A 16,382-nucleotide genomic window follows, 5' to 3' on the forward strand; every position below is an offset into this window, starting at 1 on the left:
ATGGGCATCTGACCGAAATCGTTCCGACTCGACCCCGCTCCCTGCACTTCCGGGAGCGGGGTCGAGTGCTTGTCTGGGCCGATTCGGGGGTTAGTTCGGGGGTTAATTCCGGGGCCAATTCAATTGTCAGGCAATCGAATCGCGTCACTTTCTGCGCCCGCTCTGCTTTACTGACACATAACAAAAAGTGAACCTGTTCCAGTAAGGGCTCACAGGCACTTCGATCCGTTCCGGATCCGAAGACATTCAGGTGGAGGATCCGAACGTATGCGTGCTCGAATTTTCAAGCGTGGCAGTGTGATCGCAGCTCTCGCAGTGGCCACGGTGCTGCCGATGCTGATCAGTCCGGCGACAGCTTCTGCGGGCGGTGACACGTCCGGATCGCACGTCGTGAGCAACACCAAGACCGGCGACCGCAAGGTCACCATCTCGGTCTTCTCCCCGGCGATGGATCGCAACATCCCGCTCGAGGTCATCCTCCCCGCAGATGGCAGCGAACCCCGCCCGACGCTCTACCTGCTCAACGGTGCAGGCGGCGGCGAAGACTCGGCGACCTGGCAACGCAAGACCGACGTCATGAACTTCTTCCAGGACAAGAACGTCAACGTCGTCACTCCACTCGAAGGCGCGTTCAGCTATTACACCGACTGGGTGAACGACGATCCGGTTCTCGGTCGCCAGAAGTGGCAGACGTTCCTCACCAAGGAACTCCCGCCCGTCATCGACGCCGAGTTCAACACCAACAAGGTCCAGTCGATCTCCGCGATCTCCATGACCGCGACCTCGGTCCTCAACCTCGCCATCGCGGCTCCCGGCCTCTACAAGGGCGTCGGGGCGTACAGCGGATGCGCTGAGACCAGCACCCCCGTCGGTCAGAGTGCGATCGAACTTGTCACAGGTACCCGCGGCGGAGCTGACATCACCAACATGTGGGGCCCGCTCGACGGTCAGGGCTGGAAGGACAACGATCCGGTCCTCAACGCCGAGAAGCTCCGCGGCACCGAACTCTACGTCTCCACCGGCTCCGGACTCCCCGGCCCACACGACACTCTCGCCAATCCCGCGATCAACGGTCAGGTCGGTGCGCTCGCCAACCAGGCGATCGTCGGCGGCGTCATCGAGGCAGCGGTCAACTACTGCACCCACAACCTCGCCTACCGCCTGAGCGATCTGAAGATCCCGGCCACCTTCGACTTCAAGCCGACCGGCACCCACTCGTGGGGCTACTGGCAGGACGATCTCCACAACTCCTGGCCGATGCTCGCTCACTCCCTGGGCGTCTGACCCGATTCGTTCTCACTCGACCCCGCTCCAGTGTTTCGGGAGCGGGGTCGAGTGCTGTCGGGAGCGAGCAGTAAGAATGGACGTATGACTTCCGATCAGCAGCCCACCACCGGCGACGACCCCTACCTCTGGCTCGAAGACGTGACCGGTGAGTCTGCACTCGATTGGGTCCGTCAGCACAATGCCGTGACCGAGGAGCAGCTCACCGACAACGAGCGCTTCGATCGACTACAGAGCGACGTGCGCGAGATCCTCGATACCGACGCGCGAATCCCCTACGTCCGCCGTCGAGGTGAGTTCCTCTACAACTTCTGGCGCGACAGCACCCACGTTCGCGGATTGTGGCGACGCACGACGTTCGATCAGTACGTCACCGACGACCCGGAATGGGACGTCCTGGTCGACCTCGACGCCCTGGCCGAGGCCGAGGGCGAGAACTGGGTCTGGAAGGGCACGCAACTTCTACGGCCACACCGCAACCGTGCATTGATCAGCCTCTCCCGCGGCGGGGCAGACGCGGCGGTCGTTCGCGAGTTCGACATCGACAAGCGCGAGTTCCTCGCTCCCGAGGGCGAGAATCCCGGCTTCTACCTTCCCGAGGCCAAGACCGACATCGACTGGATCGACATCGATACCGTCTACGTCGGAACGGATATCGGACCGGGGTCGCTCACCGATTCCGGATATCCCCGTCTGGCCCAGCGGTGGAAGCGCGGCACTCCCCTCTCCAGCGCCGAGACCGTCTACGAGGGCCAGGCCACGGACGTGGCCATCTCGGCTTCGCACGATCCGACGCCCGGGTTCGAACGGGACTTCGTCACTCGCTCGGTCGATTTCTACAACTCTCAGCATTTCGAAGTTCGCCCCGACGGTGAACTGGTGCTCGTGGACGTCCCCGAGGACGCCGGGATCTCGATTCACCACGAGTGGTTGTTGATCCGCACCAAGTCCGTGTGGGCCGTCGAGGACACCGAATATCCGACCGGCGCACTGCTTGCCATCCGTTACGACGATTTCCTTGCCGGCTCACGAGCACTGACATCGATCTTCGAACCCGACGCACATTCCTCGCTCGAGCACTACACCTGGACACGCGATCATCTGATTCTGGTGGTCCTGACCGACGTGCGCACGACGCTGCGAATCCTGACGCCGGGCGAAAACGGCTGGGAGGATCGACCTTTCGAAGGGCTTCCAGAACTGACCAGTATCGAAATTCTCGACACCGACCCTGATGTCAGCAACGAGTACTTCGTCAATTCGAGTGGATACACCTCCCCTGCAACTCTTTTGCACGGCGTGATCGGCGAAACCGAACCCACTGCCCTCAAGCAGGCTCCCGCGTTCTTCGACGCCGAGGACATCACCACGGAGCAGTTCTTCGCCACCTCCGCCGACGGCACCCTCATCCCCTATTTCGTGGTCCGCAATCCGCGTAGCGAGCCCGGCCCCACCCTGCTCTACGGGTACGGCGGATTCGAGATCTCGCTGACGCCGTCGTACAGCGGTTCTCTGGGCCGTGCCTGGTTGACGCAGGGCGGAACCTATGTGGTTGCGAACATTCGTGGTGGCGGCGAGTACGGACCCGGTTGGCACACACAGGTTCTCAAGGCTGGGCGCCACAAGGTGCACGAAGACTTTGCTGCCGTCGCGAGAGACCTCGTCGATCGCGGAATCACGACCCCGGATCTTCTGGCAGCTCAGGGCGGAAGCAACGGCGGCCTGCTGATGGGCATCATGCTGACCAAGTACCCCGAACTCTTCGGCGCCATCGTCTGCCAGGTCCCGCTGCTGGACATGCGTCGATTCCATCTCCTGCTGGCCGGCGCGTCCTGGATGGCCGAATACGGTGACCCCGATGTCCCGGAGGAGTGGGCATTCATCTCGGAGTACTCGCCGTATCAGAACATCGACGCCGCCGCGTCGTACCCACCGATCCTGATCGCGACATCCACCCGCGACGACCGCGTCCACCCCGCGCATGCCCGCAAGATGGCCGCACGGCTGGAAGAGCTGGGCAAGCAGGTGCTGTATTTCGAGAACATCGAGGGTGGCCACGGCGGCGCCGCGGACAATGCTCAGCTGGCATTCAAGACCGCGCTGACCTACGAGTTCCTCTGGCAGAAGCTCGCCTGATCTTTCAGCGGTCGCGCAACCACGCGACGACGCGCTCGCTCACAGCGGTGGGATTGCGTATCCAACCGTTGTGACCGAGTGGTTCGTCGATGTGCGTCATCGTCACTTGGGCCCCGGAGAGCTTGTCCACCAGGTTCTTTGCCGACCGGCGTGGAGCGAGATCGTCCCCTTCGATCGTGATCGACAGAACCGGCAAGGTCAGGCGAGCGATCCGCTCCTCGTAGTCGATATCCGCACCGATGGGTTCCATGCGACCGGTCCTGGCGAACCGTGCCCAATCGGTGATCAGTACTTTCGACTGTCGACCGAAGCCGCCGACGTTGACCCGGTCTCCCGGCCAGAAGCCGGCAATGTTGGCTGTCACCGACATCGCGGACGAACCCAGATAGAGTCCGGGCGCACGGATTCCGGGGAATCCGCGGTGATACGGCGATCCGGAGGCAACCAGGATCAGTCCGCCGAGCCGGCCCCGAATCCTCGACGCGTACATGACCCCGATCTGGCCGCCCATGCTGTGCCCCATCAGAAATGGTGTGCTGGCCGGAAACCGCTCGCGCACCACCTCGAACGTCGCCGGACAATCGATCGAGACCAGTTCCTGATATCCGAAAGCACTCGACGCGCTCGGGCGCGGTTTGCTGTCACCTTGGCCGCGCAGTTCACCGATGGCCGCATTGAAGCCGGCTTCGACCAGGGCCTGCGCCACCGGATCGTAGAACCCGGCGGGAACTCCGAGCCCTGGCAACATCACCACCACGGGTGCGTCGTCGTTCGGTCCGGGAAACAGACGGATCGGGGTCACGGTGCCGTCGGGGAGTTGGATCGGTACGGTCTCCATTCAACTCACACTAACCACCCACGCCGCGGATGGGCAGAGCCCACGCGCCGACTATTCGAGGCTTCCCACGATCAGCGGATCCGGAGTACCCACGATCTCGTAATCCTTGTTGTCGTAATCGAACTGACTGAGCACGTGACGCATCGCGTTTATCCGCGCGCGTTTCTTGTCGTTGCTCTTGATGACGGTCCACGGAGCGGTGGCGGTATCGGTGAACCGGATCATCTCTTCCTTCGCCGCCGTGTACGCATCCCACTTGTCCAGAGAAGCGATGTCCATCGGCGAAAGCTTCCACTGCCGCACGGGATCGACCTGTCTGATCGCGAACCGCGTGCGCTGCTCCAGCGGTGAAACCGAGAACCAGAACTTGATCAAGCTGATGCCGTCGTCGACGAGCATCTGCTCGAACAACGGCACCTGGCGCAGAAATCGCTCGTGCTCCTCGTCGGTGCAGAAACCCATGACCCGCTCGACCCCGGCCCGGTTGTACCAAGATCGATCGAACATCACCAGTTCCCCGGCGGCGGGAAGGTGCTGCACGTAGCGCTGGAAGTACCACTGCGTCGACTCGCGAGCCGACGGCTTCTCCAGCGCGACGACGCGAGCGCCACGAGGATTGAGGTGCTCCATGAATCGTTTGATCGTTCCGCCCTTGCCGGCAGCGTCGCGTCCTTCGAACACAATGGCGTGCCGTGCGCCGGTTTCTTTCGACCAGTTCTGCAGCTTGAGGAGTTCGATCTGCAGCAGACGCTTGGACATTTCGTACTCGTCCCGAGGCATCCGTGCGTCGTACGGGTATCCCTCCCGCCAGGTGTCGACCTCGAAACCGTCCGGCGACGTCAGCAGCACCGGATCGTCGTCGTCATTGTCGTCGACGGTGAAGGCGGCGGTGTCGGCCAGATCGACGGCGGTCGAGAGGTCCGCGAAGGCGCTGAGGAACGGTCGGCGTTCTGCTAAATCGGTCACCGCCGACAAGTTAGTCTCCCGCAGCAACCGTTCGGTGAAGCTGGGATGAACTACCGGGGTATGACACGACGGGCTCAAAAGATCAGGGTGCAGATGGGGGTCGTCCCCGATGGTGCCTGATCCGATCTCGCTTCAGAATTGAAGCATGACATTCGAAAGCAACACACCTCGCCCCTTCACCCGTTCCAACGACAAGAAAATGTTCGCCGGAGTGTGCGGCGGAATTGCAGATTACTTCGGCGCCGACGTCAATCTTGTCCGTCTACTCGCCGTTATCGCCGCTATTTGCACGGGTGGAACCGCGGCATTGGTATATCTCGCCGCCTGGATGCTCATGCCATTAGGGTGAGAATTCCGGCAATTCACATGGCGAGAATTACGCGCCGACAAAAGGTATTTCGGGGCCTACGCGCCAACACGAGCAGGCCCCGAAATCAACAATCCACTTGGCGGCCTTCAACTCTCCACCGCTGAGCGCAGCGAGGGCCTCGAGACCCTTGACGGCCAGGCCACTGACGCTGCCCAACCAAGATGTTCAGTGGTTCGCTTGGGACGAGGAAATGACGCCAATCCGAAAACTCAGGGAATGACAGGCGGCGTAAAGCCGGGGGTGCCGAGAGATTATCGTTCGACCAACTCACGATTTTGGTCGGAAACTGCCTGCAGAAGCGTCGTGAACCCCACCCGCAATAATTCGATGTAGTGCTCGATATCCGGCATCGTCTCTCGCGAGACGATGACATTGAGCGTCAGAGAACCTCCACGCGCGGCAATGAGGAAGTGGCGCAGAATGTCTCCGTCGACCGGCGCCTGCCCGCCGAGAACTGCCACCGCCGGCGCACCCTCGAAAACATTGCCGTCGACTGATACCGGGACATTGCTGATCGTCGTGTTCTGAATGACCTTGTGCGAAGGGTCCAGCTTGTTGAGCCGACGCGAGAGACCGGTGAGTCTGAGCAGAGCCGCAGGCGAGGTTTCGATGCGTGTGCCGTAACGACGGACGGCTGGGTGCGAACTCCGCCCCTTTGCCATCAGCGCCGAATCCCTGATCAGTGTCAGCCGCTCGACCGGATCTTCGACGTCCGTGTGCAGATCGACCGTCAACAGCGCCAGTTGGTTGGCCGATTCCCATTCGGCTATCTGCCGCATCGATCGGGGAACCATCGCCGCCAACCCACTGGCCGACTTCTCGCCCTTTTCCGACAGGTATGCGTCGAGAGCACCGGCGACCACGGTCAGGAAGATGTCGTTGACCGTCACGTCCGGAACGGCCGCTCGGATCGCTTTGATGTCTGCGCCGTCCAGCGTCAGGAAATCGATCGTCATGTCTCCGCCCAGCACGCCGTTGAATCGGGTCGGTAGGCGGTCGGCCGAGTACGTAGGCAGCTCTCCGGCCTCTTCCGCCTCCCGAACCGTCTCGGCCGCAACCTTTGTCACGGACAGACCCCGGCCGAAACGGATCGCCTGGCCGGGCAGACCCACGACCGTGCGCCCGATCAAATCCAGCGACGAAAGCCCCGAACCGGCACGCTTCGTCTCCGGTTTCGGCGGACCGGAGAACAGAAGGTTGGTCAGATCGCGGATCGCCAGACCGTCACCGGCCCCGTGGTGGGTCTTGAGCATGATCAGCGTCAGATTGCCCGGTAGCTCGTCGATCCCGTGCACTCCGGTCATGACGTGCAACTCCCAGGGCGGCCGGGACAAGTCCATCGGCTCACCGAGCGAGCGCCCGAGCAATTCACGAACCGGCGCCCACCCGGCAACCGGGGCACGATGGACGTGCACGTGATCATCGACGTCGAAATCGGCCGGGACCCAATAGGGATAGTCCAGATCCAGCGGAACTCGCTGGAGTCGACTCGTGAACAGCGGCCAGTATCCGAATCTTTCGGTGATCCACCGAACCGCGTCGTCGTGCGTCATCTCTGCGAGCGGATGGCCCGTCGTGTCGAAGAAGTAGGCGCACACCATGTGGCTCAGATGTCCGCCGGACTCGTTGTAGACGAACTCCGCGTCTCGCGGCCCCATCTGAGATACCGCGGCTGGCAACGAGTTCCGAAAGATCATGCATGCCCCTCAATTCCGACGCTGAACGAATGTCCGAATTGTAGCGAGCTGACATGCCGATCCTCTGGGTTCTGCTCGGAATCGTTGGGTATCACCGGATCCAGCAATCGGAAAAGGTGCCTGTGATTCCGATCGATCAGGAGGCAACCTCTTGGTTAGGTGAATCCGCAATCTGCATCGCAGCTGCCGCTGCCAAGTCATCGAAACTTGCCTCCTCCGCACGAGCAAAAGCCCGGCCCACCGAATGGTGGGCCGGGCTCCAGGAGCTAGGTGGAGATGGACTCAGAAGTCCATGCCGCCCATGCCGCCGGTCGGATCGCCTGCAGGCGCCCCGGCCTTCTCGGGCTTGTCAGCGACAACGGCTTCGGTCGTCAGGAACAGAGCCGCGATGGACGCTGCGTTCTGCAGTGCCGAGCGGGTGACCTTGACCGGGTCGTTGATGCCTGCAGCGAGCAGGTCGCCGTACTCGTTGGTCGCAGCGTTGAGGCCGTGACCTGCGGGCAGGTTGGAGACCTTGTCCGCAACAACGCCGGGCTCGAGGCCTGCGTTGAATGCGATCTGCTTGAGCGGAGCGGACAGTGCAACGCGAACGATGTTCGCGCCGGTTGCCTCGTCACCTTCGAGCTTGAGATCGTCCAGTGCGGGAGCTGCCTGGAGAAGTGCAACGCCACCACCGGCGACGATGCCCTCTTCGACGGCTGCCTTTGCGTTACGCACTGCATCTTCGATGCGGTGCTTGCGCTCCTTGAGCTCGACCTCGGTAGCAGCGCCGGCCTTGATGACTGCAACGCCGCCGGCCAGCTTGGCCAGACGTTCCTGCAGCTTCTCACGGTCGTAATCCGAGTCGCTGTTCTCGATCTCGGCGCGGATCTGGCTGACACGACCGGCGATTGCGTCGGCGTCGCCGGCACCCTCGACGATGGTGGTCTCGTCCTTGGTGATGACGACCTTGCGTGCCTGGCCGAGGAGCTCGAGGCCTGCGGTCTCCAAGGAGAGTCCGACCTCTTCGCTGATGACCTCGCCACCGGTGAGGATGGCGATGTCGGCGAGCTGAGCCTTACGACGGTCACCGAAGCCGGGAGCCTTGACGGCAACAGACTTGAAGGTGCCACGGATCTTGTTGACCACGAGGGTGGAGAGAGCTTCGCCCTCGACGTCCTCGGCGATGATCAGGAGCGGCTTGCCGGACTGGATGACCTTCTCCAGCAGGGGCAGCAGGTCCTTGACCGTGGAGATCTTGGAGCTGACGAGCAGGATGTACGCGTCTTCGAGGACGGCTTCCTGACGCTCTGCATCGGTGGCGAAGTACGCCGAGATGTAGCCCTTGTCGAAGCGCATGCCCTCGGTGAGCTCGAGCTGCAGGCCGAAGGTGTTGGACTCCTCGACCGTGATGACGCCTTCCTTGCCGACCTTGTCCATAGCCTCGGCGATGAGCTCACCGATGGACGGGTCGCCGGCGGAAATACCGGCGGTAGCAGCGATCTGCTCCTTGGTGTCGATCTCCTTGGCGGTCTCGAGCAGGCGAGCTGTGACAGCCTCGACAGCCTTCTCGATGCCGCGCTTGAGGCCGAGCGGGTTCGCGCCGGCTGCGACGTTGCGCAGGCCTTCACGGACCAGAGCCTGTGCGAGAACGGTAGCGGTGGTGGTGCCGTCGCCAGCGACGTCGTCAGTCTTCTTGGCGACCTCCTTGACGAGCTCGGCGCCGATCTTCTCGTACGGGTCGTCGAGTTCGATCTCCTTGGCGATGGAAACACCATCGTTGGTGATCGTGGGGGCGCCCCACTTCTTTTCGAGAACGACGTTGCGACCCTTGGGGCCCAACGTCACCTTGACAGCGTCGGCGAGGGCGTTGAGGCCTCGCTCGAGGCCACGACGTGCCTCTTCGTCGAACGCGATGATCTTTGCCATTGCGAAGTGATCCTCCGGATAGGGGGTGACACACAAGGTGACCGCTCGTCGGGTCACCTCATCGGCACAAGGCGACCGTTTGACCAGTCACCTCATTACACGGGCGACCGATTTGCCTGGTCACCCATCTACGCCTGTGGTCTAGTCAGTGCCCGCGACGGACGACCGGGGGTGTCTATGGTTCCCGGTCTCACTGCCTCGACCTGGCACTCACGGTTCGCGAGTGCCAACTGCATTTTTAGCACTCGAGCGTGCCGAGTGCAAGGTTGAGCCTCAGCCCGCGATGCAGAACTGTCCGTTACTCAAATTGACCGCAAACGAGAGCACTCCGACGCAGTCGACGCCGTTGGCATCGGCCGTAGCGCCCGCTCCGTAACCGGCGATGGCGAAGGTGACGTTGCCGTCAGCCGCCCCGGCCCGCGCGATACCGCCGCCGAGCGCAAATGCCTGCGCCTGACCGTTACCGCGAGAAGCCCCCAGCGCGGTTCCGAAGCCGTTTGCATATGAATTGGAGTAGCCGTTGTCGGCGGCGACGCTCACAGCGGTACCGCTCTCGGCAGCACCGGCCTGCGAACGGCCGGCTCCGACGGACTGCGCGCCGCAGCTCGCGGTCTCGGAGACCTGGATGTCATTGGCCGACGGCGGCGAGACACACGTGACGGGGGCTGCCGAAGCAGCTCCCGCACCGGTCAGCGCCAGCCCGGCGGCGAGCCCCATACCTACAGTCATCACAGCCCCTGTTCTCGCCAGGCGGCCCCCCAACCGACTACTGGAAATTCCGCTGACTCGAGAGGATGAGCGACGGAACCAGACTGACGAGATCAAGGGCATAGAAAACTCCTTCGAGGAACAAGTTCATTTGATTCGGGCGCGAGAGTACCCGCTCGAGTGAAGTCCGTCACCCCCGCCTGGTCAAGCCTCGAGGACGACCCCGAGAAGGGCCGGAAGATCCGCGACCGAATCGATGACATGATCAGGCTTCTGAACCGACAGATCGAGCACTGTTTGCCGAAACTTGCCTGTGCGCACCAGAACTCCGGTCAAGCCGACTCGTTGTGAGGAGAGGACGTCCCCGATCAGGTCGTCGCCGACCATCACAGTCGCCTCAGGTTCGACATGCATCAGCTCCGTGGCTGTCAGGAACCCCGTGAGAGACGGTTTACCCACTGCGGCGATATTTACACCTGCCACTTCCTCGAAGCCCGGCAAGTACGTTCCGGTGTCGATCCGAAGGCCGTCTACGGTCTCCCACATCATCCCGCGGTGCATCGCGACGACGGGCACACCGGCGAGCAGAAGTTCGAGCACTCGGCTCAGCGCCTCGTGAGTGAACTCCGGGCCGGCACCGCCGAGAATCACGACCTCAGGATCGGCGTCGTCGAATTCGATTCCCTCGAGATCGGCAGACACGTCACCGTGATTGAGGACCCACGCCCGCGCGTCCGGATACGTCGCCCGCACGTACTCCCCCGTGAGCCTGGCGGCAGTAACTATCTGGCTCGCCTCGACCTCGATACCGGCGTCGCACAACCCCTGCGCGATGAGCGTCGAACTGCGCGAGGTTGTGTTGGTCAGAAACCCACAGGCCAATCCGCGCCGCCGAACTTCGCGTACTGCTTCCCCTGCTCCCTCGATCGGCTGCCAGGACGTGAGCAGGACTCCGTCGATATCGAACAGAACACCTTCGATGTCGGCCATTGCACCAGCCTATATTCGCCATCGAGGTCCTGCCGAGGCGTCGGAACCCGAAATCCGTCGATCGCTCAGTAGGCTCCCACCCATGGACCTGCGCGACGACGACCTATTCTCCGTTGCCGGTTCTCTGGCCGAATTGCTCGGCGCTCCAGTCACGATCGAGGACGAGAACTCGACTGTCCTCGCGTACTCCGGCGGCGAGCAGGCCGTGGACGAAGCCCGCATCGGCACGATCCTCGGCCGGCAGGTACCCAGCCGATTCCGCCAATTACTCTCCGATGCAGGAGTATTCGATCGTCTCCACCGAGAGAGCGACCCAATCTACGTTGATCTCGAAGACCCTGCGATCACGCCGCGCCTGGTCATCGCAGTTCGCGAGAACGATCACCCCGTCGGCTCGATCTGGGTCGCACTCGCCGGAACACCGACGCCCACACAGGAATCGATACTTCGATCCGCGGTATCTGTCGTGGCCGAGAGAATCGCCTCGGAGCGTGACCGGGTCGACAGCACACGCCGTCGCCAATCCCAGCGCGTCCAAGCTCTGATCGGCGGTGGCGAACCCGCATTCCGCGCCGCAGACGACTTGCGGTTGGCAGGCCCGCTCACCGTCGTCGCCGTCGGAACCGTTGCGGGACCACTGCCGGCGGGGTTGGTCGCGTCCTTGAGCTTGTACCTCGACACTCTGGCCGTCGACGCCGTGATCGCACAGTTGATCGACTCGACGTACCTTGTTGTCGGCGCTGACGAAGCGAACGCCCGCCGACTGTTGGAGGACTTCCTCAGCCGCGCCCGCACACGAGCACAACTTGCCGTTGCGGTGGGCCGCACCGTGAAATCAGCCAGCGAATGCCATTTGTCACGCGCCGACGCCGACCATGTTCTGGGCGCGCTGCGACACAACCGGTCCGGCGGGATTGTCGCGGGTATGAACGACACCTTGGCGTCGGTACTGGCCTTACATGTTGCCGACATATTCGACGGACTGAGCACCGCCACACCTATGCACGCCCTGGAAGGGTACGACCGTCGACATGGAAGCGAACTCGTCGCAACGGCCCACACCTTCCTCGACAAGGGCGGTGATGTCGCGAGTTCCTCCGCAGCATTGCATGTTCACCCCAACACTCTCCGCAATCGATTACGCCGCTGCAAGGAGATGTGCGGGGTTGACCTGAGCGACGCGGACACTCGACTGATCCTGATGCTTCAGTTCAAACTACGAAGTTCCTGAGCCGGCGAAGAAGGTATCGGAGCATCTCCCGTGCCGCTCCACTTTGGGAGGTATTCGACAAAATATCACCCAAAAGTATTAACGACCAGTCCGCCAAAAGTCATAATTACCGGCCACGATTCCCAAAACCCAGCAATTCGGCAATCATCAATCTTGCAATCTGGTTAGCGTTCCGCAAGATCTTCCTCTCACGGCCCAAATAGGCCATTTTGGTTGCCTGACCAGCATAAATGAAACACGTTTCAGTTTGGTTCTACAAATTCCTAGTCAAAGTGGACTTGCTCGAGCTAACCTCATTCTCGTCACGCCACATAAGACCCCGAACGCCACACGGATCTCTTAGCAGAACGATCGCAAGGGTCCGTGCACTAGTCGAACCTGCTCTTTGTGGAATGCAACAAGCATGCGCCGATGTACAAAAAGTCTTCCAGATCTATCGAAAGGATGGAACTTCATATGATCGCAATGTTCCTTCAAGCAACGGCTGCGTTGTTCACCGGATTACTGGACAATGTATGGAGCGGATCCCTAGTGCCCGGCATCGAGGGCGCCACCGGCTCGCTAGCCGGATTAATCGAGACCGGCTCATCGCAACCCTGATCCATTTCAGAACATCACCCAACGACAGGAGTAAACGATGGATCTAGGATCGATGGTGCCTTACCTCAAGGAACCGATAATTTTGCAGATCATTTCATTGCTCGTATACAGAGGCTCCATGGCGTCAGTCGACTTCGACTGGCAACCCCCACTCGGCTGACTTCAACAGAATTTCCTACCGTGATAAAAATCTACCGCAAGGAGCGTTAGCATAGTGGATACAGCAAGTATCATCGACGCAGTCACGAGCATTGATTCGCAATCATTGCTTCCCCCGTTCGTTTATGTGCAGGCAATAGTCGACGGCATCTTCAAGTCTATCTCCGCAGCCATCAACCTAATGGCTAGCGGTTCTGCAGGTATTGGTGGAAGCATTCAGACCGCCCTCGGCTCGACCGTTGCCCCGTAGTCGGGAGAGGAGACAATAATGTTCGATCTTTCAATGAGCTATCTGTCGGATCTGGTGGGATTTGGCTCAATCGACCTAGTAGGTACGTTCGCGAAGTATCTCAACACCCTGTCCGCGTACACGCCGACGCCGCTCTAAGGAAAGGTGATTTACAATGCTGCAAAGATATATCACCAGTTTGATCGCCTGGGCTACTGGGACCATAGAGTTGACCGGCCTGGGAAGTACCATTCTGCAGAAGTAAATTCTCTGGTGCAACTTCTCTACTCTGAACTTCGATGATCCCCGAGGCTCCAATTCGCCTCGGGGGTCATTTCGCGTTCCGAGCACGAGAGTTTTCCAGGCACGAGAGTTCCGGGCCACGAGAGTTCCGGGGCACGGACACTTTGATCCGGCACCCGCCACGTGAGGAGTTCGACATGAGACTGCCCAACCTGCTGGATGCGGCTGTCACACAGGTGAATCCGCGAGACGCGGACTTCGTCTACAACGAGTCCGCCGGCCACCTGAAGCATCTGGTCGGCGTGTACTTCTTCGAAACATCTCAGCACCCAGCCGCAGAATTCACGCAGGCGCAAGCCGTCGATTGGGTCACCGCCAGGCTCGGACACAATCGCATGTTCACCCACCGAATCCAGCACACGCCACTGGGACTCGGCCATCCGTACTGGGTTCCAGACCCCAACCTGGATGTGGGCGACCACGTGCGGGTCAACGCGATTTCCGAGCCGGGTTGGGCACCATTTCAAGAAATGCTCAGCGCCCTGCTGACCTCGAGAATGGATCTCAGCCGCCCACCCTGGGAACTGCACTTTTTCACGGGGATCGAGGGGCTTGACGCTCTACCCGGCAGGCTGACGGCGGTTGTGCTCAAGTCTCATCACAGCGCGGCCGACGGAATCGCGATCCGAATGCTGGGTGAAGCCATATTTTCGGATGCGCAACGGCCGAGGAAATCAGCACCTGCAATACGGTTCCTACGGGGACGTCTCTTCACGCGATCAGTGCTGAGTTTCCCCGGCCAACTTATCCAGTTCGCCAAGAGCATTCCGGGCAATCGGGCTGCTGCCCGTGCGGTAGTCGAGGCGAAGAGTGCTGGAGAATGGGACGAGTGCATCTACGAAAGTACTAGCACCCGCTTCAACTGCAAGGTAAGCGGGTCGGCATTGGTGGAGCCGATCATCCTCGCAGGCAACGAGGTTCGGCATGTGAAGAACGCAGTCCCCGGAGCGACTGTCAACGACGTCCTTCTGGCTGTGGTCGGTTGCGCGATGGCGCGATACCTTACCGAGAAGAGCGAAGCGCCTCGAGGTTCTCTGTTCGCGATGGTTCCGCGGTCCATGCGCAAGCAAGAGGAGTGGGAGTCCGCAAACCAATTGGTGAATCTGTCCGTGAACATGCACACCACGATCACGGATCCGCTGAAGAGACTCGCTCTCATCGCAGAGTCTGCACGCTCGGAGAAGGCCCGTACGTCCCACACAGCGGTCCGGCGGATGAGCACAGTGTTGGAGACCCTACCCGCTCCGATAGCGCGGTTGATGGCATATTCACGTCACCATGACGACTACAAGCCGGATGGGCCGCGGTATCAGCACACGATGGTGAGTAACATTCCGCTCTCGGTCAACGGACTGACCCTGAACGGGGCAACTGGCACTGCCGTACTCGCTAATCAAGCACCGGTCGACGGTGACGGGCTGCGGCACTTCATGGTAGCTGCGAGTGGCGGCAACCTAACGCTCAACGTGATTGCAGACGCCGCAACGATGCCAGATCTAGGCCACTACCTGGAGTTGCTTCGCGCGAGTTTCGAGGAACTGAAGGAAGCCGCAAAGACGCGTGAGCTCGAGAGCAACTCGACCGTCATCGCATCCTGATCCCTTATTCACCAAGACATTACGAGCCCGGCCTACCACTGCGGTAGGTCGGGATTCTTGTCGAGCGGGTAATTCTGCACGTAACTCGCATCCACATGGTCTGGAAGCGCCTCCCGGCACACACTTCTGGCACTCACGCACAAGACTACGCAAAACAGCGCTGCCTGAGTGGGGTGTCAGGGAGCGCTGCTAATCACCGGGGTCCGGATTGACTATGGATGCAGAACGCCCGCACCCGAATTCAGTGCCGGGTAACTACCGGTCGCACCCACCGCATTGGCGGGAATGCATGAGGTCGGCGCACTGACTGTCCCGAAGATAGGCACTGACGCCTTCGATGTGAAACGGAAGTAATTCGCCGAGAAGTTATACATCTGGGCCGCGGTGCCCTGAGTGTCGAACTTCACGTCCAACGCACTGTTCCGAGTTTGGAAACTGATCTTCGGAAGCTGGTATGTCACGCCTACGCCGACATCCGCACCGTCCACGATCAGTTGCGATCCGGTATCGGTGAGAGTGACCGTGCCTGTGTAGCCCGAACCGGAACCGGCCACCAGTGCGGCCGATCCTGCGACGAACGTCGCTGGGTCATAGCGGTAGACAAGCCTGACGTCATCAATGCCGAGGAATGTGACACCCGAGACGCCAGAACTGCTGGGCGTCGTCGCTGAACCGGGCTGAAGGGTGTATGAATTTACCCCGGGCGTGGCATTCACAGTGACGTGGTTAGCCGTGACCGAGGTTGGAACTACCTGATCCACGGTCTGCCCAACACTTACAGCGCGGCACGCCTGGTTATAGCTCGTCACCGTCGTACCTGCAGTTGCCGACGCCGGTGCAACTGCTGCGAATCCCATGCCCGCCGAAGCAGTTGCTACTGCTAGAGCGGCCACCGTACGTTTTGCCGTTGAAACATGCATATCTTCTACTCCTCATTCCCTTTCGGGATCGGTTTATAGCGTTGATAGCACTTCCTGCCAAAACGCAGTTCGAGTAAAGTTGAACTACTGCATTGACAGCCTCCGCATCACCGGAATTTTCGCGGCGAAGGGGAAGTCTTTGAGGCCGTGCGCAGCACGATAGGATTTGTTCACTACCGATGCACGACCGAAATCTTGACAACGGAGATTAGCGATACGACATCACCCGGGAATCATGTCTCGATTCCGAAAAAGATGACGTCCGACCGTGAGAAACCACCTCCAATCAGCTGGTTTGGTAGCACCCATTCCACTGGATGCTCACACCGAGCGGTAAGTTGGAACAGCTGATCGACGATTGAAGGCCATTCACGATTTGCCGTTTATGTGATGACCGTCACCATACCTCAATTACTAGAACTTGTAACAGTTTTTGAAAGAAATC

Annotated in this window: 12 protein-coding genes; 5 read left to right on the forward strand and 7 right to left on the reverse strand. The window is 60.7% G+C overall.

Translation table 11 applies throughout. From position 1 onward, the window contains the following. Positions 1–267: 267 nt before the first annotated feature. Together RWT78_RS14740 and RWT78_RS14745 are read left to right on the forward strand one after the other, a co-directional pair. Positions 268–1,284, forward strand: coding sequence for an alpha/beta hydrolase family protein (locus RWT78_RS14740; protein ID WP_003941485.1), 1,017 nt, complete (start codon positions 268–270; stop codon positions 1,282–1,284). Positions 1,285–1,368: 84 nt separating this feature from the next. Further along, positions 1,369–3,420 (forward strand): prolyl oligopeptidase family protein, encoded by a 2,052-nt coding sequence (locus RWT78_RS14745; protein ID WP_081557544.1) that lies wholly within the window; start codon positions 1,369–1,371, stop codon positions 3,418–3,420. 4 nt (positions 3,421–3,424) lie between these two features. Here the strand turns inward: RWT78_RS14745 and RWT78_RS14750 are convergent, their stop codons facing one another. Together RWT78_RS14750 and ppk2 are read right to left on the reverse strand one after the other, a co-directional pair. After that, on the reverse strand, positions 3,425–4,258 hold the full coding sequence (locus RWT78_RS14750; RefSeq protein WP_054827775.1) for an alpha/beta fold hydrolase: 834 nt from the start codon (positions 4,256–4,258) through the stop codon (positions 3,425–3,427). Between the two features lie 51 nt (positions 4,259–4,309). After that, entirely contained in the window at positions 4,310–5,224 is a 915-nt protein-coding gene (gene ppk2, locus RWT78_RS14755; RefSeq protein ID WP_007733731.1) for a polyphosphate kinase 2, read from the reverse strand. 145 nt (positions 5,225–5,369) lie between these two features. On the opposite strand from ppk2, the gene RWT78_RS14760 reads away from it, so the two are divergent. Continuing rightward, positions 5,370–5,573, forward strand: coding sequence for a PspC domain-containing protein (locus RWT78_RS14760; RefSeq protein ID WP_003941534.1), 204 nt, complete (start codon positions 5,370–5,372; stop codon positions 5,571–5,573). Positions 5,574–5,845: 272 nt separating this feature from the next. On the opposite strand, the gene RWT78_RS14765 is transcribed toward RWT78_RS14760, so the two are convergent. From RWT78_RS14765 to RWT78_RS14780, 4 genes are all read right to left on the reverse strand, one after another. Next, positions 5,846–7,291: a wax ester/triacylglycerol synthase domain-containing protein gene (locus tag RWT78_RS14765; protein ID WP_210378186.1), complete on the reverse strand. Its 1,446-nt coding sequence runs from the start codon at positions 7,289–7,291 to the stop codon at positions 5,846–5,848. Between the two features lie 282 nt (positions 7,292–7,573). Beyond that, entirely contained in the window at positions 7,574–9,199 is a 1,626-nt protein-coding gene (gene groL, locus RWT78_RS14770; RefSeq protein ID WP_003941476.1) for a chaperonin GroEL, read from the reverse strand. A gap of 273 nt (positions 9,200–9,472) precedes the next feature. After that, a complete protein-coding gene (locus RWT78_RS14775; protein WP_019744475.1) occupies positions 9,473–10,030 on the reverse strand; it encodes a DUF6764 family protein in 558 nt (185 codons plus the stop codon). 81 nt (positions 10,031–10,111) lie between these two features. Continuing rightward, positions 10,112–10,897 carry an HAD-IIA family hydrolase gene (locus RWT78_RS14780; protein ID WP_003941506.1) on the reverse strand — a complete coding sequence of 262 codons (786 nt, stop codon included), beginning with the start codon at positions 10,895–10,897 and terminating at the stop codon, positions 10,112–10,114. Between the two features lie 82 nt (positions 10,898–10,979). Here RWT78_RS14780 and RWT78_RS14785 point away from each other — a divergent pair, with 82 nt between their 5' ends. Together RWT78_RS14785 and RWT78_RS14790 are read left to right on the forward strand one after the other, a co-directional pair. Further along, positions 10,980–12,128, forward strand: coding sequence for a helix-turn-helix domain-containing protein (locus RWT78_RS14785; RefSeq protein WP_314676432.1), 1,149 nt, complete (start codon positions 10,980–10,982; stop codon positions 12,126–12,128). Between the two features lie 1,428 nt (positions 12,129–13,556). After that, positions 13,557–15,017 (forward strand): wax ester/triacylglycerol synthase domain-containing protein, encoded by a 1,461-nt coding sequence (locus RWT78_RS14790; RefSeq protein WP_058228005.1) that lies wholly within the window; start codon positions 13,557–13,559, stop codon positions 15,015–15,017. A gap of 212 nt (positions 15,018–15,229) precedes the next feature. On the opposite strand, the gene RWT78_RS14795 is transcribed toward RWT78_RS14790, so the two are convergent. Continuing rightward, the gene (locus tag RWT78_RS14795; RefSeq protein WP_314676433.1) at positions 15,230–15,937 is read right to left on the reverse strand and encodes a hypothetical protein; all 708 of its coding nucleotides are present in this window, start codon (positions 15,935–15,937) and stop codon (positions 15,230–15,232) included. Positions 15,938–16,382 lie beyond the last annotated feature (445 nt).

Source organism: uncultured Rhodococcus sp. (assembly GCF_963525155.1).
Taxonomy (GTDB): domain Bacteria; phylum Actinomycetota; class Actinomycetes; order Mycobacteriales; family Mycobacteriaceae; genus Rhodococcus_F; species Rhodococcus_F qingshengii.

What these genes read in the sequence shown, in the direction of transcription:
- RWT78_RS14740 (WP_003941485.1), top strand. Translation starts at nt 268, where the DNA reads ATGCGTGCTCGAATTTTCAAGCGTGGCAGTGTGATCGCAGCTCTCGCA.
- RWT78_RS14795 (WP_314676433.1), bottom strand. Translation starts at nt 15,937, where the DNA reads ATGCATGTTTCAACGGCAAAACGTACGGTGGCCGCTCTAGCAGTAGCA.
- RWT78_RS14750 (WP_054827775.1), bottom strand. Translation starts at nt 4,258, where the DNA reads ATGGAGACCGTACCGATCCAACTCCCCGACGGCACCGTGACCCCGATC.
- RWT78_RS14780 (WP_003941506.1), bottom strand. Translation starts at nt 10,897, where the DNA reads ATGGCCGACATCGAAGGTGTTCTGTTCGATATCGACGGAGTCCTGCTC.
- RWT78_RS14790 (WP_058228005.1), top strand. Translation starts at nt 13,557, where the DNA reads ATGAGACTGCCCAACCTGCTGGATGCGGCTGTCACACAGGTGAATCCG.
- RWT78_RS14760 (WP_003941534.1), top strand. Translation starts at nt 5,370, where the DNA reads ATGACATTCGAAAGCAACACACCTCGCCCCTTCACCCGTTCCAACGAC.
- RWT78_RS14745 (WP_081557544.1), top strand. Translation starts at nt 1,369, where the DNA reads ATGACTTCCGATCAGCAGCCCACCACCGGCGACGACCCCTACCTCTGG.
- groL (WP_003941476.1), bottom strand. Translation starts at nt 9,199, where the DNA reads ATGGCAAAGATCATCGCGTTCGACGAAGAGGCACGTCGTGGCCTCGAG.
- RWT78_RS14775 (WP_019744475.1), bottom strand. Translation starts at nt 10,030, where the DNA reads ATGCCCTTGATCTCGTCAGTCTGGTTCCGTCGCTCATCCTCTCGAGTC.
- RWT78_RS14765 (WP_210378186.1), bottom strand. Translation starts at nt 7,291, where the DNA reads ATGATCTTTCGGAACTCGTTGCCAGCCGCGGTATCTCAGATGGGGCCG.
- RWT78_RS14785 (WP_314676432.1), top strand. Translation starts at nt 10,980, where the DNA reads ATGGACCTGCGCGACGACGACCTATTCTCCGTTGCCGGTTCTCTGGCC.